Origin of the sequence: Halorussus salinisoli, from assembly GCA_005239435.1 — an archaeon.
In the GTDB taxonomy this organism is placed as follows: Archaea; Halobacteriota; Halobacteria; order Halobacteriales; family Haladaptataceae; genus Halorussus; species Halorussus salinisoli.
Map to the genome: position 1 here is coordinate 176,777 of SZNP01000006.1, position 19,780 is coordinate 196,556.

The 19,780-nt window shown below is 67.5% G+C and carries 22 protein-coding genes and 1 pseudogene; 14 read left to right on the top strand and 9 right to left on the bottom strand.

The features are described from left to right. Positions 1–24: 24 nt before the first annotated feature. The 3 genes from E2484_RS17720 to E2484_RS17730 all read left to right on the top strand — a co-directional run bounded on the left by E2484_RS17720 (position 25) and on the right by E2484_RS17730 (position 2,812). A complete protein-coding gene (locus tag E2484_RS17720) occupies positions 25–1,125 on the top strand; it encodes a S1C family serine protease (RefSeq protein ID WP_321112706.1) in 1,101 nt (366 codons plus the stop codon). A 62-nt stretch (positions 1,126–1,187) separates the two neighbouring features. Beyond that, the gene (locus E2484_RS17725; protein WP_137286518.1) at positions 1,188–2,096 is read left to right on the top strand and encodes an NAD(P)H-binding protein; all 909 of its coding nucleotides are present in this window, start codon (positions 1,188–1,190) and stop codon (positions 2,094–2,096) included. Then, positions 2,093–2,812, top strand: coding sequence for a DUF7530 family protein (locus E2484_RS17730; RefSeq protein WP_137286519.1), 720 nt, complete (start codon positions 2,093–2,095; stop codon positions 2,810–2,812). The genes E2484_RS17725 and E2484_RS17730 overlap by 4 nt, the downstream gene beginning before the upstream one ends. 5 nt (positions 2,813–2,817) lie before the next feature. Here the strand turns inward: E2484_RS17730 and E2484_RS17735 are convergent, their stop codons facing one another. From E2484_RS17735 to serB, 4 genes and pseudogenes are all read right to left on the bottom strand, one after another. Next, the gene (locus E2484_RS17735) at positions 2,818–3,612 is read right to left on the bottom strand and encodes an NAD(P)/FAD-dependent oxidoreductase (RefSeq protein WP_321112707.1); all 795 of its coding nucleotides are present in this window, start codon (positions 3,610–3,612) and stop codon (positions 2,818–2,820) included. After that, a pseudogene (locus E2484_RS25740) lies at positions 3,596–3,859 on the bottom strand (FAD-dependent oxidoreductase); the annotation flags it as partial. The gene E2484_RS17735 and the pseudogene E2484_RS25740, both read right to left, overlap by 17 nt. Before the next feature lie 416 nt (positions 3,860–4,275). Then, complete coding sequence (locus E2484_RS17740) at positions 4,276–4,773, bottom strand: Hsp20/alpha crystallin family protein (protein WP_137286520.1); 498 nt, start codon at positions 4,771–4,773, stop codon at positions 4,276–4,278. Positions 4,774–4,884: 111 nt separating this feature from the next. Further along, positions 4,885–5,523, bottom strand: coding sequence for a phosphoserine phosphatase SerB (gene serB / locus E2484_RS17745; protein WP_137286521.1), 639 nt, complete (start codon positions 5,521–5,523; stop codon positions 4,885–4,887). Positions 5,524–5,637: 114 nt separating this feature from the next. Here serB and hisA point away from each other — a divergent pair, with 114 nt between their 5' ends. Beyond that, positions 5,638–6,366, top strand: a complete 729-nt coding sequence (gene hisA, locus E2484_RS17750) for a 1-(5-phosphoribosyl)-5-[(5-phosphoribosylamino)methylideneamino]imidazole-4-carboxamide isomerase (protein ID WP_137286522.1) — start codon at positions 5,638–5,640, stop codon at positions 6,364–6,366. Here hisA and E2484_RS17755 read toward each other — a convergent pair. Further along, positions 6,363–6,542, bottom strand: coding sequence for a hypothetical protein (locus E2484_RS17755; RefSeq protein WP_137286523.1), 180 nt, complete (start codon positions 6,540–6,542; stop codon positions 6,363–6,365). The two genes, hisA and E2484_RS17755, sit on opposite strands and share 4 nt — an antisense overlap. A 109-nt stretch (positions 6,543–6,651) precedes the next feature. Here E2484_RS17755 and hisB point away from each other — a divergent pair, with 109 nt between their 5' ends. Beyond that, a complete protein-coding gene (hisB, locus tag E2484_RS17760) occupies positions 6,652–7,239 on the top strand; it encodes an imidazoleglycerol-phosphate dehydratase HisB (protein WP_137286524.1) in 588 nt (195 codons plus the stop codon). Here hisB and E2484_RS17765 read toward each other — a convergent pair whose 3' ends face one another. Then, positions 7,240–7,800, bottom strand: coding sequence for a putative glycolipid-binding domain-containing protein (locus E2484_RS17765; RefSeq protein WP_137286525.1), 561 nt, complete (start codon positions 7,798–7,800; stop codon positions 7,240–7,242). A 130-nt stretch (positions 7,801–7,930) separates the two neighbouring features. Between E2484_RS17765 and E2484_RS17770 the strand changes: the two genes are divergently transcribed. From E2484_RS17770 to E2484_RS17790, 5 genes are all read left to right on the top strand, one after another. Next, entirely contained in the window at positions 7,931–8,131 is a 201-nt protein-coding gene (locus E2484_RS17770; RefSeq protein WP_137286526.1) for a hypothetical protein, read from the top strand. Between the two features lie 179 nt (positions 8,132–8,310). Beyond that, positions 8,311–8,814 (top strand): amino acid-binding protein, encoded by a 504-nt coding sequence (locus tag E2484_RS17775; protein ID WP_137286527.1) that lies wholly within the window; start codon positions 8,311–8,313, stop codon positions 8,812–8,814. A gap of 141 nt (positions 8,815–8,955) precedes the next feature. After that, a complete protein-coding gene (locus E2484_RS17780) occupies positions 8,956–10,413 on the top strand; it encodes a PQQ-dependent sugar dehydrogenase (protein ID WP_137286528.1) in 1,458 nt (485 codons plus the stop codon). A 110-nt stretch (positions 10,414–10,523) separates the two neighbouring features. Further along, positions 10,524–11,759, top strand: a complete 1,236-nt coding sequence (locus E2484_RS17785; protein ID WP_137286529.1) for an AI-2E family transporter — start codon at positions 10,524–10,526, stop codon at positions 11,757–11,759. Then, on the top strand, positions 11,752–12,369 hold the full coding sequence (locus tag E2484_RS17790) for an IMPACT family protein (RefSeq protein ID WP_137286530.1): 618 nt from the start codon (positions 11,752–11,754) through the stop codon (positions 12,367–12,369). Before E2484_RS17785 ends, E2484_RS17790 begins: the two co-directional genes overlap by 8 nt. 337 nt (positions 12,370–12,706) lie before the next feature. Here E2484_RS17790 and E2484_RS17795 read toward each other — a convergent pair whose 3' ends face one another. Further along, a complete protein-coding gene (locus E2484_RS17795) occupies positions 12,707–13,894 on the bottom strand; it encodes a sodium:calcium antiporter (protein ID WP_137286531.1) in 1,188 nt (395 codons plus the stop codon). Between the two features lie 135 nt (positions 13,895–14,029). Here E2484_RS17795 and hisI point away from each other — a divergent pair, with 135 nt between their 5' ends. Both hisI and E2484_RS17805 read left to right on the top strand, forming a co-directional pair. Next, positions 14,030–14,437 carry a phosphoribosyl-AMP cyclohydrolase gene (gene hisI, locus E2484_RS17800; protein ID WP_137286532.1) on the top strand — a complete coding sequence of 136 codons (408 nt, stop codon included), beginning with the start codon at positions 14,030–14,032 and terminating at the stop codon, positions 14,435–14,437. Further along, positions 14,430–15,578, top strand: a complete 1,149-nt coding sequence (locus tag E2484_RS17805) for a DUF7118 family protein (protein WP_137286533.1) — start codon at positions 14,430–14,432, stop codon at positions 15,576–15,578. The genes hisI and E2484_RS17805 overlap by 8 nt, the downstream gene beginning before the upstream one ends. A gap of 93 nt (positions 15,579–15,671) precedes the next feature. Here the strand turns inward: E2484_RS17805 and glmM are convergent, their stop codons facing one another. After that, positions 15,672–17,036, bottom strand: a complete 1,365-nt coding sequence (gene glmM / locus E2484_RS17810) for a phosphoglucosamine mutase (RefSeq protein WP_137286534.1) — start codon at positions 17,034–17,036, stop codon at positions 15,672–15,674. 258 nt (positions 17,037–17,294) lie between these two features. Here glmM and E2484_RS17815 point away from each other — a divergent pair, with 258 nt between their 5' ends. Continuing rightward, positions 17,295–18,155 (top strand): HVO_0234 family beta-propeller protein, encoded by an 861-nt coding sequence (locus E2484_RS17815; protein ID WP_137286535.1) that lies wholly within the window; start codon positions 17,295–17,297, stop codon positions 18,153–18,155. A 179-nt stretch (positions 18,156–18,334) separates the two neighbouring features. Next, on the top strand, positions 18,335–19,192 hold the full coding sequence (locus E2484_RS17820) for a ribose-phosphate diphosphokinase (RefSeq protein ID WP_137286536.1): 858 nt from the start codon (positions 18,335–18,337) through the stop codon (positions 19,190–19,192). Positions 19,193–19,223: 31 nt separating this feature from the next. Here the strand turns inward: E2484_RS17820 and E2484_RS17825 are convergent, their stop codons facing one another. Then, positions 19,224–19,778 carry a hypothetical protein gene (locus tag E2484_RS17825; protein WP_137286537.1) on the bottom strand — a complete coding sequence of 185 codons (555 nt, stop codon included), beginning with the start codon at positions 19,776–19,778 and terminating at the stop codon, positions 19,224–19,226. Between the last annotated feature and the right edge of the window lie 2 nt (positions 19,779–19,780).

Below are 19,780 nucleotides of genomic sequence, written 5' to 3' on the forward strand. Positions count from 1 at the left end.
CCGTTCCGCCCGTTTCGGTCTTCGATGCGTGGACAGACACGCTTGCTCGTAGGAGTGCTCGCACTCGCGCTCCTCGGAATGGGGCCGGTGGGGGCAGTCGGTGCGGGACCGACGGGAACAGTCGAGAATCGAGGAACGAACGACACGGCGATGCAGGTCACCTGCGACTACCAGTCGCTGTACAACGAGACGATAGGCTCGGTCGTCACGGTACAGGTACTGACCCAGAACGGGCAAGGACTCGGGTCGGGATTCGTCTACGACGGCGAGGGCCGCATCGTCACGAACCAGCACGTCGTCGGCAACGCCTCGACCGTCGAGGTCCAGTTCGACCGCGGTGAGTGGCGCACGGCCGAAGTCGTCGGTCGGGACGCGTACAGCGACCTCGCGGTGCTGGACGTGGAGAACTCGCCGAACTACGCCGACCCGCTGGACCTCGAACCGGCGGTACCGGACCCCGGCAAGCCGGTCGCCGCGTTCGGCAGTCCGCTCGGTCTGCCGGGGACCATCACGAACGGTATCGTCAGCGGAACGAACCGGTCGATTCCGGCGGGCGGAGCGCAGGGGCCGCAGTTCCGCATCCCGAACACCGTCCAGACGACCGCCGCTATCAACCCTGGTAACAGCGGCGGGCCGCTGGTCGATTGCGACGGGCAGGTCGTCGGGGTCAACACCGCGGCGCTCTCTGGCAGCGAGAACACGGGGTTCGCGGTTCCGGCGAGACGAGTCGAGCGCGTCGTCCCGGCGCTGATAGAGAACGGTTCCTACGCCCACTCGTTCCTGGGAATCACGTCGGCCGACGTGACGCCCATCGTCGCCGAAGCGAACGACCTGAACGTCACGCGGGGTCTGCTGGTCAGGCGGGTCGTTCCGGGGTCGCCCGCCGACGGCGTGCTGGAGGGCGGCGGCGGAACCGAGCGAGTCCGAGGCGTCGAGGTCCCGGTCGGCGGTGACGTAATCGTGGCTATCGACGGGAGAGAGGTCGATTCCGGCGAGGACCTCTCCAGTTATCTCACCGAGGCCCGCCCCGGCGACACCGTGACGCTGACGATTCTGCGCGACGGCGAGCGAATGCAGGTCGAAATCGAGTTGGGCGAGCGCCCGCCGCCGGGCGAGGAGTTGTAGCCCGAACGCTCGTCTTTTCCGACCGCCGACAGTTATGGTCGCTCGCCACTAACTGACAGCAAATGCGCGTGCTGGTAACTGGTGCGTCGGGATTCGTCGGCGGCCATCTCGTCCCCGCGCTGCTGGAGGCGGGCCACGAGGTGGTCGCACTCGTCAGGGACGCAGATAGCTACGACGCTCCCGAGGGAGTCGAGGTCGCGGAGGCCGACCTGTTGGACCGCGAGAGCGTGGACGGACTCTTCGAGGGGGTCGAGGCGGCCTACTACCTCGTCCACTCGATGCAGATCGGCGGGGACTTCGCGGAGCGCGACCGACTCGCGGCCCGGAACTTCGTGGAGGCGACCCGCGGGTCGGATCTCCGGCGAGTCGTCTACCTCGGCGGACTCGGCGAGACCGGCGACGTGCTGTCCGAACACCTCGAATCTCGACGCGAGGTCGAGACGATTCTGTCGGAGAAGGCCGAGTTCGAGTTGACGACGCTCCGGGCCGCGATAATCGTCGGCGACGGGAGCGCGAGTTTCCGGATGATACGTGAGTTGGTCGCCAAACTCCCCGTGATGATCACGCCGCGGTGGGTCCACAACGAGTGTCAGCCGATCGCTATCGCCGACGTGGTGGCCTACCTCGTCGGCGTCCTCGACGCACCCGAGACGGCGGGCGAGACCTACGAAATCGGCGGGCCGGAGGTGTTGACCTACGCCGAGATGATGCGCCGGACCGGCCGGGTGATGGGTACCGAACCCCGCATCGTCTCGGTACCGGTCCTGACGCCGAACCTGTCGGCGTACTGGATGGACCTGGTGACGGACGTGCCCAAGTCCATCGCGCATCCACTCGTCGCGGGCCTGAAGAACCCCGTCGTCGCAGACGACGAGCGAATTCGGGACCTCATGTCGGTCGAGTTGACGCCCTTCGACGAAGCGGTCGAGCGCGCGCTGGCGGACGGCGCGCCGGCGGACGCTCACGCATGAGCGAGGACGCGACGCGCGAGGAGTCGAAGTACGGCGAGACGTGGGTCTACGAGAGCATCGTCGGCGCGATTCCCGGCCTGTCGCTGTCGCCGCCGGTCGCGGTCGGCGTCCAGTTCGCGGCGTTCGAGGGGCTGATTCTCGGCTTCGCGGCGGTCTACGACCTCTGGAGCGCGGTGGCCCCCGGGACCGCCGCGGTGGTGGTCGCGGCCGCCGGAAGCTACCTCATGCTGGCGCTCGGTGACGAGATTCGGCTGCTCCGGACGCCCCGGCCCTACCGGCGACTCCTCTTCTCGTCCAGCATCGAGGTGGTACTGGGCGTGCTGTCGTTCGTCGCGCTCCTGACCTATCTGTTCGCGCTCGACGTACGGAGTGGACGGGTGACGCTCCTCGCGCTTCTGCTCGGCGAGACGCCACCCGCACCCGCGGTCTATCTCGCCCTCCTCGTGCTGTGGGACCTCTGCTACCGCATCGGCACGGGATGGTGGGTCAGCATCACCGGTCTCTGGCGAACCGTCCGGTACGGCGGCCAGTTCGACGCCCAAGCCCGGTCGCGCCTGCTCCGCATCGACCTGCTGACCATCGGGTTCGCGCTGGTTCAACTCCTGCTGGTTCCGTTCGTCCGGGCTCGGACCCTGCTGGTCGCGGCCATCGTCGGGCACGTCGCGGCGGTGACGCTGGTCTCGGGCACGTCGGTTCTCCTTCTCCGGCGGACGTAGGTCGCTCAGCGGGTCTCGGCGACGCGTTCGCCGGTTTCCAGTCCGCTCCGGAGCGCGGCGTGAATTCGGCCCTCGCCGACCACCCAGTCGCCCGCGAAGAAGAGGCCGGCGTCGGCCCCGCGGTCGAGGGTCACGCGGTCGGCCCCCGAGTCGGGAAGCGCGTCGCGCCAGCGCACGACGTCGGCCCAGTCGAACTGGTAGCGGTCCGGGTCGTCCAGCAGTTCGGCGGCCCGGTCGGCGGCCGCGACTGCGATTTCGTCGTCGGCGTCGTCGTAGTGATGGCGGGACCACTCGGGCGACGGTTGGACGATTAGCAGACTCTCGTCGCCGGGGACGTGACCGGGCTTGCACTCCTCGCGGGAGACCCACCCGAGGTCGTGGTCCTTGTCTGGGTTCACGAGGGCGTAGTATGGCAGGTCCGTGCGCTCGGGGTAGTGGAGCGCGACCGAGAGCAGGGTCCGGTAGGGGACGCGGGCCGCGGCGTCCACGAGGTCGTCGCAGAGCGCGTCGTCCCAGTCGGCCCGGTCGAGCAGGTAGGCGGTCGTCGGCGCTGGCGGCGTCAGGACCAGCGCGTCGGCGGCCGTCGCGCCGGCCTCTGTTTCGACGCGCCACTGGTCGCCCTCGCGGGCGAGTCCTTCGACTTCGGTCCCGGTTCTGACGGTCGCGTCGCTGGCCTCGCGGAGTCGCTCGCCGAGGGTCGCCAGTCCCCCGCGGTAGGTCCACTTGCGCGCGTCGTCGCCGCGGCCCTCCGAAATCTCGCCGTCCGCGTCGAAGGTCCAGACCGGTCCGTCGGTGTCCAACCGGTCCGTCGGTGTCCACGAGGTCTTCCGTGAGTTCGTCCGCGAGCAGGTCGTTGACGCGCTCGTCGTCGTCCTTGAGATAGTTCGCGCCGACGTCGTAGATGCACTCGTTCCGGCGGCGGGTGGCCGCACGGCCGCCGACCGACTCGCGGCGCTCGAAGACGGTGACTTCGGCGTCGGTCTCGCGGAGCGCGTACGCGGCGCCGAGTCCGGCCACGCCCGCGCCCACGACGGCGATTCGAGTCATGATAGAACCGTCGGAGGGAAGCGGCAAAAGGGTACGTGCCTCGGGTCGGCACACGGAGCATTCGCAGACGGTACGTGCGTCTTCGCACCCGACGAGACCGCGAGTCTCCACTGGCCACGAGCCCCGCGAATCTTCACAGACCACGGGGATGCGCCGCGTCCGCGCTCGGCCGCATCTGCGGTGCGGCCGCGGCCGAGCGCGGGCGCAAGCGGGGAGGAACGGGGCGCGGTCTGCGGAGCGGTCGCGGTGCCGTGCGGTCGCGGTGCCGTACTGTAGCAGTGCCGTGCAGTGCGGTCTGATAGGCGTCGGGAGTAGCTAGTGCTGGACCCTCCGAATCCGTGGACCCTCCGAATCCGGAATGCAAACGCGGTAACGCGCAATCGAGGTCCCCACCATCCACGAGCCGAAAAGAAATCTCAGTCTCGGATGTCGATTTTCTTCGCGTCGTCCGCGTCCGCCTCGGTCTCCACGAGGGGGAGGTGGACCTCGAGCACGCCGTTGCGGTAAGACGCCGTGATCTCGTCCTCGACGATCGCCTCGGGAATCGTCACTCGCTCGGCGACCCTGCGCGAGCGCGTGAACTCGGCCACGGCGGCGTCCTCGCCCTCGCCGGTCACGTGCTGGTCTCGAATCCGGTTCTCGGCGGCGATGGCGAGCGTGTCACCGTCGAGTTCGAGGTCGATGTCTTCCTTCTCGAACCCCGGCAGGTCGGCGACGAAGACGTACTCGTCCTCGCGCTTGGTCAGGTCCATGCTGACGTTTCCGCTCGCGTCGCCGTGCTTGCGGGCGGGTGCGTCGCGGCCGGTCGCGAGCGACCGGTCACCGGCACCCAGCGACCCCTCAGGGGTCCAGGCGCGGGTGCGAAGTTGTTCGAACATTCGGTCCATCTCCTCGAAGGGGTCGTATCGAGCCATTCTCTTTCACCGTCTTTCTATAGGCTCTCTGAGGAGATAAAGATAGCAGGATAGGTGCTATCACGCGGCCGATACCGGCAGTTTCGGGTTTCAGTCGTCTCGCGAGTTCGCTCAGTCCAGCAGGCCCTCCTCGTCGAACACGTCCCGAAGTCGCTCCATCGTGGCGACCACGATGTCACAGGAGGGCCGGACCGCGGACTTGGGGACGAACCCGATAGAGAGGCCCGCGACCTCTAGCATCGGGAGATCGTTCGCGCCGTCACCGACCGCGATGGTGTCGCTCATGGCGATTTCGCGCTCGCCGGCGAGTCGTTCGAGCGCGTCGTCCTTCGTGCCCTCGATGAGTGGCCCCTCAACCTCGCCGGTGAGTTTCCCGTCCTCGACCGGCAGGCGGTTGGCGACGATGGCGTCCACCGAGACGCCCTCGCGTTCCAGCGCGACTTCGACCCCGCGCTCGAATCCGCCGGTCAGGATGGCGGTAGTCACGCCCGCCTCGTTGAGTTCGCGGATGACCGTCCCGGCGTCGGGCCGGAGGTACACGTCGTCGAAGGCCTCCTCGGCTCTGGTCTCGGGCAGGCCCTCCAGCAGGGCGGCCCGGTCCCGGAGGCTCTTGGCGTAGCTAATCTCGTCGTTCATCGCTCGTTCGGTGATGTCGGCCATCTCGTCGGCGACGTCCTTCCGTTCGCCGAGCAGAACCGTCATCTCCGAGTCCGAGAGCGTCCCGTCGAAGTCGAACGCGACCAGCGTCATGGCCGACGGTTCGTCTGCCGGGGGCTTGAAACGTCCGGAAGGCGCAGGTAGCGCGAGGAGCGCGTGACGGACGAAGGGTGACCCTTTAACCGCCGGTCCACCTATCGAATCCCGATGACACTCTTTCCCGAGTTCGAGGTCGTCCCCGCGGTGGACATGCAGGACGGCGAAGTCGTCCAGTTGGTCGCCGGGGAGCGCGGCACCGAGAAGACGTACGGTGACCCCGTCGAGGCCGCCGAGCAGTGGGTCGAGCGGGGCGCCGAGACACTGCACCTCGTGGACCTCGACGGCGCGTTCGAGGGCGAGCGCGAGAACGCCGCGGCGGTCGAGGCAATCATCGAGGCGGTCGGCGAAAACGTGGACGTGCAGTTGGGCGGGGGCATCCGGACCGCCGCGGACGCGACCGACCTGCTCGCGCGCGGCGTGGACCGCGTGATTCTCGGCACTGCGGCGGTCGAGAACCCCGACATCGTGTCCGAAATCTCCGAGGAGTACCCGAACTCGGTGACGGTCAGCCTCGACGCCAAGGACGGCGAAGTCGTCGTCTCGGGGTGGACCGAGGGCACGGGACTCGACCCCGCGGAGGCCGCGGCGCGCTACGAGGAGTTGGGCGCTGGCGCGATTCTGTTCACCGACGTGGACGTGGAGGGCCAACTCGCCGGCGTTCAGACCGACCGCGTGCGCGAGGTGGTCGAAGCGGTCGATATCCCGGTCGTGGCCTCCGGTGGCGTCGCCACGCTCGCGGACGTGCGCGCGCTCCGGGACGCGGGGGCCGCGGCCGTGGTCGTCGGCACTGCACTCTACGAAGGCGAGTTCACGCTCGAAGAAGCGAAGTCAGTTTAGGCCGCGAGGGCGGTCATCGCGGCCGCCAGTCGCTCTCGGGCCGGTCGCGCTCTCGGTTTCGCCAACAGATACGCGCTGGCGGCGAACAGCGGTACACCCACGACCGCCCCGTCACCGAACGAGAGCAGTCCTCCCAGGAGTAGACTGAGCAGGGTCAGTACGTCGATTTTTCGCATTGTTCCCGTCTGGTCGTAGCGCGAGAGAGTACAAATATCTTTGTCAGACGTCCGTCATCTGGGACTCCGCGAGGGCAACGACCTTGTGCCTCCGGGCTAACTGTCGGGTATGAGCGACCGAACCGCCGCGGTGACCCGCGAGACCGCGGAGACCGACATCGAGGTGACGCTCGACGTGGACGGCGACGGCGACGCCACTGTCGAGACGGGCGTGGGCTTCTTCGACCACATGCTCGAAAGCTTCGCCAAGCACGGCCTCTTCGACCTGACGGTCCGGTGCGACGGCGACCTCGAAATCGACGACCACCACACGGTCGAGGACGTGGCCATCACCCTCGGCGAAGCCTTCGAGGACGCGCTGGACGACAAGCGCGGCATCGAGCGATTCGCCGACCGAAAGGTCCCGCTGGACGAGGCGGTGGCGGGAGTCGTCGTGGACGTGAGCGGGCGACCGCTCTTCGAGTTCGACGGGGAGTTCTCGCAATCGAGTGTCGGCGACATGACCAGCCACATGGCGAAGCACTTCGCGCGCTCCCTGGCGATGAACGCCGGGTTGACGCTCCACGTCGAGGTTTCGGGGGAGAACGCCCACCACGAAATCGAAGCGATGTTCAAGTCGCTGGCGCGGACGCTGGACGACGCGACCAGAATCGACGAGCGCCGGAGCGACGTGGCAAGTACGAAGGGGCAGCTGTAGCTACGGAAACGCTCGACGGAATATCCCCGGATAATCGAGGACGACGCCGTCGGAATCCACGGGAAGTTCGGCGGTGAAGCCACTTTCGACGTTCTCGTACCGGAACCTGCCGCCGTCGTCGTCGAGCGACCGCAGGCAGGTGTACCGTTGGTCGACGGACCGAACGGTCATCCGGAGCGCGTCGAGGTACGCGACCTTCAGCGCGTGCGACTCGCCGACTTCGAATTCGAGGCGGCGAATCGGAATGGTGTTTGTGAACGGCGTCACCGAGACGTCCACGTCTAAACAGTCGGTGAGAGCGGAGACCGGTTCGTCGGAGCCGTCGGTCCAGTTTCCCTCGCCGTCGTGTTCGAGTTCGATTTCGTCGGTTCCGTCGAGTCGTTCGGCGCGAACCGAGCGGACGCGGTCGAACTCGTCACAGCGGACGTGATACGCCACCGAAAACGGGTCGTCCCTGACGCCGACCGTTACGGCGTCTGCGGCGACGCCGTCTTCGAACGAGACCGTCAACTGCTCCGTCCCGACGCCGTCCGCCGACTCCCACGCGACCTGTCGTTCCATGCGACTCGCACGGAGCGAGGCGTAGTGAACACTTCGACCGAACCCCACCCGCTAAAGTCGCCGCGAAGGTTGGACTACGCACCGGAGGTTGCCTGCAAGACACACGTCCTTCGACAACGCGTACGAGGACGTGATTCAGGACACCGTCGAGGAGTGGATCGGCTGGGTGCCTCGGGTCGACCCCGACGCGTTCCCCGATTGTTCCGACGTCGCACAACACGGTGAGGGGACGCCGGTCATCCAGTACGGAGAGACTGCCGACGGTGCTGACCTCTCCGACCGGGAAATCGACGGCGTGCTTCCGCTGACCCCGCTCTGGCCGTTCGAGTGACGACGGTCGAATCAGCTTTCAGGCCTCGATTGGACGAGTAAAACAGTGGACCGACGAACGTACCTCACGACGCTGGCGGCCGCGAGCGCCACCGCGACCGTCGGTGTCTCGGGAGCGGCCCTCGGGGGCGTAACTGAAGAGACAACGACTAAGCCCCCGGACGACCCAGTATCCGCAAAATGTTCGACGAGATAATGCAGAAGTTCGAGGGGAGTCCCTCCCAACAAGCAGTCATCCGCCTCCTCCTCGAACGGGGCTTCTCCGTCAACGACGAGGGCCGGGTCGTCTCGGGGAGCATCGAAATCCCGAACACCCAAATCGCCCGCGAAATCGGGGTCGACCGTCGGGTGGTGGACTCCACCACCGACGCCATCCTCGCCGACGAGGACCTCCGGCGCATCTTCCAGAACATCTCTTCGATTCCGAGTCTGATGGACCTCGCGCCCGTCCTCGACCTGAACGTCCTCACCATCGACGTGACCGACGCCGACGAACCGGGCATCGTCGCCACCGTCACCACCCTGCTCGCCGACAACGACATATCTATCCGCCAGACAGTCAGCGAGGACCCGGAGTTCACCGACGAACCCCGACTCTACCTGGTCACCGACGCCGACATCCCCGGAGACGTGCTCAACGATCTGAAGAACCTCGACTTCGTCCGGAAGATCGAACTGAAGTAGCTACTCGCCGAGCGACACGGCGGTCGCTTCGAGTTCGACCGGCATGGCTTCGTCGCCGAAAGAAGCGGTCGGTTCGGGGCCGACGCCTCGGCCCGCCGACCCCGAGCCAGTTATTTCCGTCTCGGTCCCGAGACGACTGCTATGCGACCCACTTCCACCCGACGGCGATTCCTCGCGGTCACGGCCGCCAGCGCGGTGACGGGACTCGCAGGCTGTTCGCAGTCGGACGACGGGCCGGTGGACGGCGGGCAAGCGACGACGACCTCGGCGACGGCCGCGACGACCGACTCGTCCGGGACCGAAACGACGACCGACGCGGGCGAAGCTCTCCCCGATGCGGTCGGACTCGAAACGCTCGCCACTGGGTTCGAGGTGCCCCTGGACGTGGCGTTCGCGCCCGACGCCGACCGCCGGTACGTCGCCGACCAGCAGGGCCGGGTCTTCGTCCACGAGTCGGACGGTCTCCGCGACCGACCGTTTCTCGACCTGCGAGACTCCATCGTGGTCGGACGAGAGACCGGACTGCTCGGTATCGCGCTCCATCCGAACTTCGCCGAGAACCGCCGGGTGTTCGTGCGCTACAGTTCCCCGCCGCGGTCGGGCACGCCAGAGGAGTACAACCACACGTTCGTCCTCGCGGAGTTCGAGGCCAGCGACGACGGCAGGCGGGCCAAGCCGGACTCCGAACGAGCGATTCTCGAAATCCCGGAGCCACAGGGCAACCACAACGCCGGGTCCGTCGTCTTCGGACCCGAGGGGTATCTCTACGTGGGCGTCGGCGACGGTGGGGCCGGCGGCGACCAGGGAACCGGACACGTAGACGACTGGTACGACGCCGTGGACGGTGGCAACGGACAGGACGTGACCGAGAATCTGCTCGGGAGCGTCCTCCGAATCGACGTGGACGGCGAGCCGTCTTCGACGACTCGAACCGGAAGCGGTGAAACGACCGACCAACCGTCGGGTGACAGGAACTACGCCATCCCCGACGACAACCCGCTGGTCGGCCGAGACGGACTGGACGAACACTACGCGTGGGGCTTCCGGAACCCGTGGCGGTTGGCGTTCGACCGAGGACGTTTCTTCGTTGCCGACGTGGGACAGAGCAGTTACGAGGAAGTGAACCTGGTCGAGAAGGGCGGCAACTACGGCTGGAACGTGAAAGAGGGTACCCACTGCTTCGGGGCCGACGACTGCCCGGACCGCACGCCCGACGACGTTCGCGGCGGCGAACCCCTTCTGGACCCCGTCGTCGAGTACCCCCACTCGGGCGAGGGCGTCACCGGGGTCTCGGTCATCGGCGGGAAGGTCTACCGCGGGTCGGCACTGCCGGACCTGACCGGCGCGTACCTCTTCGCCGACCTGGCGGCCAAGGGGCGACTGTTCGCCGCGACACCGCCCGAGAGTGGCGGAGACGGTGGCGACGAGGGCGACAGCGACTCCGAACTCTGGCAGACCAACGTGGTGGAGGTGGCCGGGGACGACGCCGAGGAGGTCAGTCGAGTCTACTCGTTCGGCCGCGACGCCGACGGCGAAGTCTACGTTCTCGCGAGCGGAAGCGACGGCGGCGGACTCCACCGAGTCGTCCCCGCCGAGTGACCCGCAAGCGGGTCGTCGGAAACGTCGCCCGGCTTGCGTACCCCTCGCCCGGCCTGCGTACCTCTCACTCGGCCCGCGCTACTTTACCGCTCGGATGACAACGGTAGCACATGGCGATTCTTCCGGAGGACCGAGAGCGTCTCGCGTGGTGGGTGTTCACCGCCGCGATGCTCGGACTGCTCGTGTTCGTCCTCTGGTCGTTCGTCGGAACCGTCGTGTTCGGCGTCTTCCTCTACTACGGGATGCGACCGCTCGACCAGCGACTGCGCCAGCGACTCTCCTCGGACACCGCCGCCGACCTGACCATGGTTCTGGTGACGGTTCCCGTAGTCCTGCTGGTCGGGTACACCGCCATCGTCGGGGTGCAGGAACTGAGCCAACTGACGGGGAGCGACCCCTCGTCGTTCGCGCGGTTCGTCCCGTGGTCGCCCGAGCAACCGACGGCGCTGGTCGAAGACCTCCAGAAGGCCCTCAGTCCCGGCCCAGCGGAGACGAACCGCCAAGAGATGCTCTCGGCGGTCCTGTCGGGTCTCTCGACAGCGGCGACCGCGCTTGCGCACTTCTTCCTGTCGCTACTGCTGGCGTTCGTTCTCCTGCGGGAGGACGGCCGACTCGCGGAGTGGTATCGGAATCAGTTCGGTTCCGAGGGGTCGGCCGCGTACACCTACGCGCTGGCGGTCGACCGCGACCTCCACTCGGTCTACGTCGGAAACGTCCTGACCGTCTTCGCGGTCACGGTGTTGGGACTCGTCGTCTACAACGGCTTGAACCACGTCGCACCGCCGAACCTCGCGGTTCCGGCCCCGGCCCTGCTCGCGCTGTTGACCGGGCTCGCGACCCTCGTTCCGCTCGTGGTCGGGAAAATCGTCTACGTGCCGGTCGGACTCCTGCTCGGGTATCAGGCCACGAACGGTCCGGAACCCGGCGGTCTCTGGTTCGTGGGCCTGTTTTTCGTCGTCTGCTTTCTCGCCCTCGACCTGCTTCCGGTGGCGATACTCCGGCCGATTATCGCGGGTCGAAACGTCCACGGCGGACTCATGGTGTTCGCCTACATCGGCGGTACCATGCTGTTCGGCTGGTACGGGCTGTTCCTCGGTCCGCTGTTGGTGGTCGTCGGCGTCCAACTCGCGCGCATCGTGGTGCCCGAACTGATTCACGGCGAACCGGTCACCCGGAAAGTCGGCGCGGCCGAAGCACTCGGGACGACGCCCGAGAGCGCGACCCCGGACGAGAGCGTAGATTCCGACGAGACCGGCACGTCCGACGAGGCCGGAAGTTCCGACGACGTGACGACCGACGGAGGGAAGGCGGACGAAGACGAATCCGGAAACGAGACGAATGGGTGAGGACACCTTCCGAACGCTCGCCGGTCGGGGCCGGGCCAGTTTCGAGGTTCGCGGTTCGGAGTTCGTCGGCCACGCCGCGCCCGCGGCCGACCGCGAGGCGGCCGAGGCGTTCGTGGCCGAGATTCGGGCGGAGTACGACGACGCGACTCACAACGTGCCGGCCTACCGGGTGCGAGCGACCGAGGGCGACATGCTCCGGGAGTACGGCGACGACGACGGCGAACCCTCCGGGTCGGCGGGCAAGCCCGCCCTCAACGTCCTCCAGCAGGAGGGCGTCGAGAACGTCGTCGCGGTCGTGACCCGGTACTACGGCGGGACGAACCTCGGCGTCGGCGGGTTAGCGCGGGCCTACTCCAGCGGCGTCAAGGACGCCATCGAGGACGCCGGAATCGTCGAGGAGCGACCCCACGAGCGATTCGCGGTGACGGTCGAGTACGACGATTCGGGGACGGTACGCGGGATTCTGGAGAGCGAGGACGCGGAGTTCGAGGCCGAGTACGCCGAGCGCGTCGCCTTCGCGGTTCGGGTGCCGAAGGTCGAAGCGGAGGACCTGCGCGACCGCATCCGGAGCGCGACGAGCGGCCGGGCCGAAATCGGCGACGGAGCGTAATCGCATTTCGCGAACCACGGCGTTCCGAGGACTGACGCAGACCACGGTGTTCCGTGACCGAACACAGTCCTCGGGACGCGCACTGCTCGCGCCGACCGGCGCGAGCAGTGCGGGGAGGTACGGGGCGCGGTGCCGCCCGGTGGCGCGGCGAACGGAGTGAACCACGACTCGACGGACCTGCGGTCCGACGGCACCGTGCGATGGCGGTGCTGTGCGGTGACGGTGCCGTGCGGTCGGATTGGCTCAAGCAATAGTTATACACCTCAAACACCAGAATAGGAGACTAAAGGCAATACAAGAACCAATCTAACATATAATATCCTTTCTACCCTCCAGTTCAGCCACCGAGCGGGACCCCGCCGAAGACGACCAGCGAGACCACCCAGTAGGCGACGTAGCACCCGCCGAGCAGGAAGCCGTGCCACCGCTTCAGGCGGCCCTCGTGGAAGAAGTACGCGGCGAGGGCGGTCACGACGACGACCACCGGGAGGTGGAACGTCAGCACCGACCGGGATATTTCGAGGTCACCAAGGAGCATGATGACCCCGACGTTTCCCGTCAGCGAGAAGAGTACGCTCCCGATGACGTTGCCGACGCCGATCTCGGGGACGCCGCGACGGACCGGTTCGAGCGTCAACAGCACGTCCTCGAAGGTGAGAATCGCGGTCAACACGGTCGCGCCGAAGACGGTCCCCTCGATGCCCAGTCCGTCCACGACGACTTCCGACCCGGCCTCCAGCAACGTCGACGCGAAGACGAGCCCGGCCAGCGCGAGGACCGCGAGCGCGACCCAGATCCACCCCGCCGCGGCGCGACCGCCGACGAAGCGGTCCTCGGGGATCTTGGAGACCAACGCGGGGACGCTGACACCGCCGTCCGAGCGTATCGTCGCGCCGAGTTCGGAGTTGCGGAAGACGGGCGTGTCGCGCTGGTACTCCCGAACGAGAACGTAACCGAACGACAGGGCGAACAGGCCGAGGAGCGCGAGACCGTGGACGAAGGTCAGCGTTCCAGCGAGGACGAACGGCACCAGCGCCACCGGCGCGAGCGCGAACAGCGCGACGTAGTCGGTCGGCAGATCGACCGCGAACGGTCGGACGACCGCGGCGAGCGCGAGCGTGACGCCGACGATTGCGAGTCCGGTTCCGAGCGCGGTCCCGAGCGCGGCCCCTTCGAGGTCGCCGGCCGAGAGGACGAGCGCGAGGACGGTGTCGTCGAACTCGAAGCCCGTGAAGACGATGGCGAGCGCGAACAGCGAGAGTCGCAGTCCGAGCGCCGCCCGCGTGAGATAGCTGATGAGTTTCTCGACGCAGGCCGTCAGCAGGAGTCCGCCGGCGACGAGGACGAGTATCGCACCCGCCAACCCCTGCGCCGCCACGAACGCCTCTATCGGTCCCTCGATACCGCCCTCGCTCGTGTCGCCGCGACGCTCGTCGGTCTCCTGTGCGACCACCGACCCGACCGGTATCGAGACCACGAGCAGTGCGACGACCAAGAGACCGACGCCGACCCGTCGATGTGACACGAGTCACGAACACGGCGTGAAGCCACATGTAACCTCGAATCCGCGTAGACGAGTGCATTGAAAAGTTCTACACGCGCGGGTCGTCCGACGTCCGACACACAAAACATATCGCCGGGAAAGCCGAACTACGTCCCAATGAGCGACGCCCCTACCACCGAGGTCGATGCCGACGCCGAGGCGAGCGCCGTCGAACTCGACTTCGGCGAAGACGGTCGCATCCCCGCGATTGCACAGGACGCCGACACCAAGGAGGTGTTGATGCTGGCGTACGTCACCCCCGAAGCCGTCGAACGGACCCGCGAGACCGGACTGGCCCACTACTACTCCCGGAGCAGAGACGAACTCTGGCAGAAGGGCGCGACCAGCGGGCACGTCCAGCAGGTCCGGGAGGTCCGGGCCGACTGCGACGGCGACGCCCTGCTCTACCTCGTCGAACAGGAGGGCGGCGCGTGCCACACAGGCTACGAGTCGTGTTTCTACCGGACGCTCGACGGCGAAGTCGTCGGCGAGAAAGCCTTCGACCCGGACGACGTGTATGAGTAGCACGACCGAACCTGCCACCGCCGACGACCTGCCCGCCTCGCTCGCCGACGCCGACGCGGCCTACCGCGACGTGGACGCCGAAATCTCGGACCACGGCGAGGAGACGGTCGAGGCAGTCGCCGACGCCTACGACCGGGCGACCGACCTGCTCGACCGCTACGAGGGACAGGCGACCGGCACCGGCCGCGAGAACTTCAAGAACTTCATCCAGTTCCAGGAGCAGTTCGCCTCGTTGGTCGAGGACCTGCCCGACGACCTACCCGAACGCGACGCCTTCGAGGCCGCAAACGACCGATTCGACAAGCGCAGACTCAGCGAAGACGACTTCGCGGCCGCCCGCGACCGACTCGAATCCGCGAGCGAAATCGCCGGGCTCCTCGCCGAGCGCCAGGAGGCCCTCGAACGCTACCGCGAACTCCGGCGCGAGGTCGGCCACGCCATCGCGGACCTCCGAGAGGAAATCGCCGACCGCGAACGACTGGTGGAACTCGGAGAAGTAGACCTCGACGCGCCCGTCGAGGACATCCGCGACCCCATCGAGACCTACAACGACGCCGTGAGCGAGGCGTTCGCCGAGTTCCGGTCCGAGGCCAGCACCCGCGCAGTCCTCGACTTCGTGGCCACGACCCACGGCTACCCGCTGGTCGGGTTCAACGACCCGCCAGAGTCCCTCCGCGAGTACGTCGAGACGCGGGAGGCCGGGACCGAGACGATTACCGACCTGCTGAAGTACGCCCGCTACTCGAACTCCAAACTCGGCCACTACGTCGACGACCCCGGCGCACTCAAGCGCGCGGTGGCGACCAACGAGACCTACCTCGAACGACTCGACGCCGACCCGCTGCAACTGGAGTGGCCGCCCAAACCCGCCGCGGAACTCCGGTGGCGCGTCGAGGAGTTAACGTCGGTCGTCGCCCGGTTCGCGCCCGAAGAAGTGGTCGCGGACCTGCGGGACGTGCAGTCGGTCGTCCGCGACGCCGAGCGTTTCGAGCGCCTCCGGACCGCCGCGGAAGCGAAGACGGAACTCTCGGAGGCCGAGCGCGAGAAGGTGACGAGCGGTGCTATCGAAGACGAGTTGACGGACCTGCGCGAGCAGAAAGAACGGCTGGAAGAAGCGCGCGAGGAGTATCCCGACCGATAGACGACCTCGGACTTCGGATTCGGACTTCGGATTCAGACTTCGGTCAGACTTCGGACGGACTTCGGACTCGGACTCCGGCCTCGACCCGCCGTCTCAGACTTCTGCCTTCGCCGCCAGCAGTTGGCCTTCCATCTCGGTCGCCAACTCCTCGGCGCGGGCCTCGTCGCGGGCCTCCGCGTAGATGCGGACCATCGGTTCGGTGCCGCTGGGCCGAGCCAACACCCACGCGTCGCCGTAGTCGATGCGGTAGCCGTCGAGCGTCGTCGTATCGGCTTCCGAGTTCTGGGCCTCGCGCTCGGCCGCGGTCAGCAGGGCCTCGCGCTCGGCGTCGTCGGCGTACTCGATATTGATGCGGACGTTGTGGTAGCCGTCGTAGGGCGCGACCAGTTCGCTGGCCGGGCGGTCGGCCAGCAGTTCGAGGAACTGCGCGGCGGTGTAGGCCCCGTCGCGCGTGAGGCGGTAGTCGGGGAAGAAGATGCCGCCGTTGCCCTCGCCAGCGACCGGGACCGACTTGTCTTTGCGCTGGAGTTCCCGGATGCGGGTGATGATGTTGGTCGAACCGATCGGCGTGAGTTCGAGGTACGCCTCCTGCTCGTCGGCCACGTCCACGAGGCGCTGGGAGACGTTGACCGCCGAGACGACCGAGTCGCCGGGGTCGAGTTCCGCGGCCGCGAGCGCCGCGAGCGTGGCGTCGCCCTCGACGTACTCGCCGTTCTCGTCGTAGAAGATGGCGCGGTCGGCGTCGCCGTCGTGGGCGATGCCGACGTCGGCGTCACAGGCCTCGACGAGTCGGCCGAGGTCGCCGAGGTTCTCGGGGACGGGTTCGGGGTCGCGGCCGGGGAAGTGGCCGTCGGGTTGGCTGTTGGCGGTGACGACGCGACAGCCGAGTTTCCGGAAGAACTCCGGACTGGTGAGCGCCCCGGCACCGTGACCGGGGTCCAGCGCGACCGTGAGGTCGGCGTCGGCGATCTTCTCGCGGTCCACCGCCGCGAGCAGGTCCTCGACGTACTCTCGGCGCGCGCCCTCGACGTACCGACTCTCGCCGGTCTCGCTCCAGCGAGCCGAGTCGAACGTCTCGGCGAGGAACTTCTGTTCGATTCGCTCCAGTTGTTCGACCGCGAGTTCCACGCCGTCGTCGCCGATCAGCTTGACGCCGTTGTACTCCGGCGGGTTGTGCGAGGCGGTAATCATCACGACCGGGGTCGCCTCGCGCTCGGCGTACGCCTGCGCGCCCGGCGTGGGGATGATTCCCAGTCGGTCCACGTCAGCGCCGACGCTGGCCAGTCCGCTGGCGGCGGCGTCGGCGAGCATCTTCCCGGTTGCGCGGGTGTCCCGAGCGACCGCCACTCGGTCGGCCCGCCACACCGTCCCCGCGGCCTCGGCAACCTTGAGCGCGAACTCGGGGGTCAACTCCTCGTTGGCGACCCCGCGAGTTCCACTCGACCCGAACACTTTCATATCCGTGGGTGAGTACCCGCGGGCAAAAGTTATTCCGGAGCGCGACTCACCGAGGGAGGGAGTCACTACGTTAGGCGGTTGACGAGTCGGCGGGGGGTCTGGCCATCGAGTCGTCTCCGGCGCGTCGGTGACACCGCGGCGTCCGCGGTAGCTAGCGTCTCGCCTCCGACCTCCCGATTCGACCCGAACCCGACGAACGACTCCACCGGACGAGGCGTAACCCGAACGTTTTCACGCCTCTACCTCCCTCCTTCAGACATGGGCATCAGCATCGACGAAAAGCGGGTCTACGACGCCAGCGAGGGGCCGACACCGGTGTACGTCGTCGGCGAGTTCGGCGTGGCTCGCGTGAACACCTCCGACGACCTCGTGGGCGAGTTCGGACTGGTCCGCCAGTGTTCGGCCCGCGACGCCACGGGAGCGAGCGGTCGCCTCGCGGTCGCAACCGACGAGGACGTGCTGGTCGGCGTCTTCGGAGACGGAGACGAGAGCGACTCGGAACCGGACTTTCACGGTCTCGGCGTCGGCCCGGCCGTGGCAGTCGGCTTCACCGAGGAGGGGGGACTCCTCGTGGCGCGCGAAGACGGGACGGTCCTCCGCGGCGAGAGCGACGACTGGACCGAACTCGGCGAACTGGCCGACGTGCGGGCCGTCGACGGCGACTTCCTCGCCGCGGAGTCGGGCGTCTACCGAGCCACGAACGACGACTTCCGGCACGTCGGCCTCGAAGACGCCCGCGACGTGTCCGCCGGCGGAGTTCCGCTGGCCGCGACCGGCGACGGTCTCTACCGACTCGGCAACGGATGGCTGGACGAACTCGACGGCGAGTTCCGCGCTGTCGGCGTCGCGCCTGCAGACGGAAGTTCCGTTGGGGACGCCGAACCCGGAGCCCTCGGACGGGCGCACGCCGCGAGCGAAGACGGCCTGTTCGCACACGAGAGCGGGGGTTGGAACGAAGTAGCGTTGCCCGTCGAGGAGTGGGTGGTCGCGCTGGACCACGGCGGGAGCGGTGGCGCGTACGCGGTCACCGAGGCCGGGACGTTTCTGCTGTCGGTCGGCGACGGGTGGAACCACCAGATCCTCGGGCTTCGTGGCGTGCGGGCCGTCGCCGCGCCGTAGGTCGAGCGGGAAACGTACGTGTGGTCTAAAGAACGTATTCCGTTGCTTCGAGAATTGTCTAGAATTGTCACTGCCGGTCGGAGACCGACGCGTTCGAGGCGGGCGACGACGGCAGGACGCTGCGAAGAGTCGGACCCCAATTGAAAACCGATTTACCCGCCGACGTACACCCCTCGCACATGATTATCAGCGGGTCAGCTTCGCAGGCCCTCGGGGCCGAGCTCGCGGCCGCACTGGACGAACCCCTCGCCAGCGTCGAGTACGAGCGATTCCCGGACGGCGAACTGCTGGCGGCCGCACCGGGCGTCGCCGAAACCGACGTCGACCGGGCCGTCGTGGTCGCTTCCACCGTCTCGTCGGACGCCCACGTCGAACTGCTCCAGTTACAGGACGCCGCCCGCGAGTGGGGTGCCGAGGAGGTCGTGACCGTCCTGCCGTACATGGGCTACGCCCGTCAGGACGAGGCGTTCGAGGAGGGCCATCCGATTTCGGCCCGCGCGGTCGCGCGGGCCATCTCGTCCGGCACCGACCGCGTGTTGACCGTCAACCCCCACGAGAACGCCGTCTGCGACTTCTTCGAGGTGCCCGCCGAACCCATCGACGCCGCGGGACGACTCGCCGACCCGCTCCCCGCCGACCTCGACAGTCCCGTCTTCCTCTCGCCCGACGAGGGCGCGCTGGACATCGCCGCCACGGTCCGGGACGCCTACGGCGCGGGCGACACCGACTACTTCGAGAAACAGCGCCTCTCGGGCACCGAGGTCGAACTCACGCCGAGCGACACCGACGTGGCGGGCCGCGACATGGTCGTGACCGACGACATCATCGCCACCGGTTCGACCATGTCGGGGGCGGTCGAGATTCTGAACGAGAAGGGTGCCTCGCGGGTGTTCGTGACCTGCGTCCACCCGATGCTCGCCGCGAACGCCGTCACGAAGCTCTCGCAGGCCGGCGTCGAGGGAATCTACGGGACCGACACCATCGAGCGGCCGGTGAGTGAGGTCTCGGTCGCATCCGTGCTTGCCGACGCGCTCTAAGGCCAGCGGGCACGCCCGGCGAATCGAGTCGCTACCCGCCGCCGTCCTCGGTCGTCGTGCCGTTCACGACCACCTCTTGTGTAGTCGTCGTGTCTGTTTCTGTCGTCGTTTCGGTCGTCGTCTCCCCGTCTTCGTCGGCACCGCTACCGCTCGCGAGACCTGCGGTGATGAGGTTTACCTCCGCGTCGAAGAAGGTCGTGTCGGTGCCGAAACTGAACCGGTCTCCGACACCGAGCGAGCCATTCCGAACGAAGACGTGGGCGTACTCGCCCGCGTCTTGACCGGGTTGGTACCGGATGACGTAGCCGTTGTAATCGGCGGTGTCGTTCACCACCGGTCCGGTTTCGCCCACCTCCCGACCGAGGACGCTATCGACGGTTCCCTGTTGCAACCGATTGACGACCTCGAACGAGAGTCCCGGGTTGTACTCGTAACCGAACACCAACACCGATCCGGGTACCTGTTGGAGTGCCCGTTCGGCGCTACGCTCGTCGGCGTCTCCGGCGAGTCCACTGCCAGCGATTCCCAACCCGAGGCCACTCGCGGCGAGCAACTTCTTGGCTCCGTCGCTCGTGTCCTCGCTCATGA

Bases quoted from the DNA above. Each gene is read 5' to 3' on its own strand.
- E2484_RS17720 (WP_321112706.1), top strand. From the start codon at position 25: ATGCGTGGACAGACACGCTTGCTCGTAGGAGTGCTCGCACTCGCGCTC.
- E2484_RS17725 (WP_137286518.1), top strand. From the start codon at position 1,188: ATGCGCGTGCTGGTAACTGGTGCGTCGGGATTCGTCGGCGGCCATCTC.
- E2484_RS17730 (WP_137286519.1), top strand. From the start codon at position 2,093: ATGAGCGAGGACGCGACGCGCGAGGAGTCGAAGTACGGCGAGACGTGG.
- E2484_RS17740 (WP_137286520.1), bottom strand. From the start codon at position 4,773: ATGGCTCGATACGACCCCTTCGAGGAGATGGACCGAATGTTCGAACAA.
- serB (WP_137286521.1), bottom strand. From the start codon at position 5,523: ATGACGCTGGTCGCGTTCGACTTCGACGGGACGCTCTCGGACTCGGAG.
- hisA (WP_137286522.1), top strand. From the start codon at position 5,638: ATGACACTCTTTCCCGAGTTCGAGGTCGTCCCCGCGGTGGACATGCAG.
- E2484_RS17755 (WP_137286523.1), bottom strand. From the start codon at position 6,542: ATGCGAAAAATCGACGTACTGACCCTGCTCAGTCTACTCCTGGGAGGA.
- hisB (WP_137286524.1), top strand. From the start codon at position 6,652: ATGAGCGACCGAACCGCCGCGGTGACCCGCGAGACCGCGGAGACCGAC.
- E2484_RS17765 (WP_137286525.1), bottom strand. From the start codon at position 7,800: ATGGAACGACAGGTCGCGTGGGAGTCGGCGGACGGCGTCGGGACGGAG.
- E2484_RS17775 (WP_137286527.1), top strand. From the start codon at position 8,311: ATGTTCGACGAGATAATGCAGAAGTTCGAGGGGAGTCCCTCCCAACAA.
- E2484_RS17780 (WP_137286528.1), top strand. From the start codon at position 8,956: ATGCGACCCACTTCCACCCGACGGCGATTCCTCGCGGTCACGGCCGCC.
- E2484_RS17785 (WP_137286529.1), top strand. From the start codon at position 10,524: ATGGCGATTCTTCCGGAGGACCGAGAGCGTCTCGCGTGGTGGGTGTTC.
- E2484_RS17790 (WP_137286530.1), top strand. From the start codon at position 11,752: ATGGGTGAGGACACCTTCCGAACGCTCGCCGGTCGGGGCCGGGCCAGT.
- hisI (WP_137286532.1), top strand. From the start codon at position 14,030: ATGAGCGACGCCCCTACCACCGAGGTCGATGCCGACGCCGAGGCGAGC.
- E2484_RS17805 (WP_137286533.1), top strand. From the start codon at position 14,430: ATGAGTAGCACGACCGAACCTGCCACCGCCGACGACCTGCCCGCCTCG.
- glmM (WP_137286534.1), bottom strand. From the start codon at position 17,036: ATGAAAGTGTTCGGGTCGAGTGGAACTCGCGGGGTCGCCAACGAGGAG.
- E2484_RS17815 (WP_137286535.1), top strand. From the start codon at position 17,295: ATGGGCATCAGCATCGACGAAAAGCGGGTCTACGACGCCAGCGAGGGG.
- E2484_RS17820 (WP_137286536.1), top strand. From the start codon at position 18,335: ATGATTATCAGCGGGTCAGCTTCGCAGGCCCTCGGGGCCGAGCTCGCG.
- E2484_RS17825 (WP_137286537.1), bottom strand. From the start codon at position 19,778: ATGAGCGAGGACACGAGCGACGGAGCCAAGAAGTTGCTCGCCGCGAGT.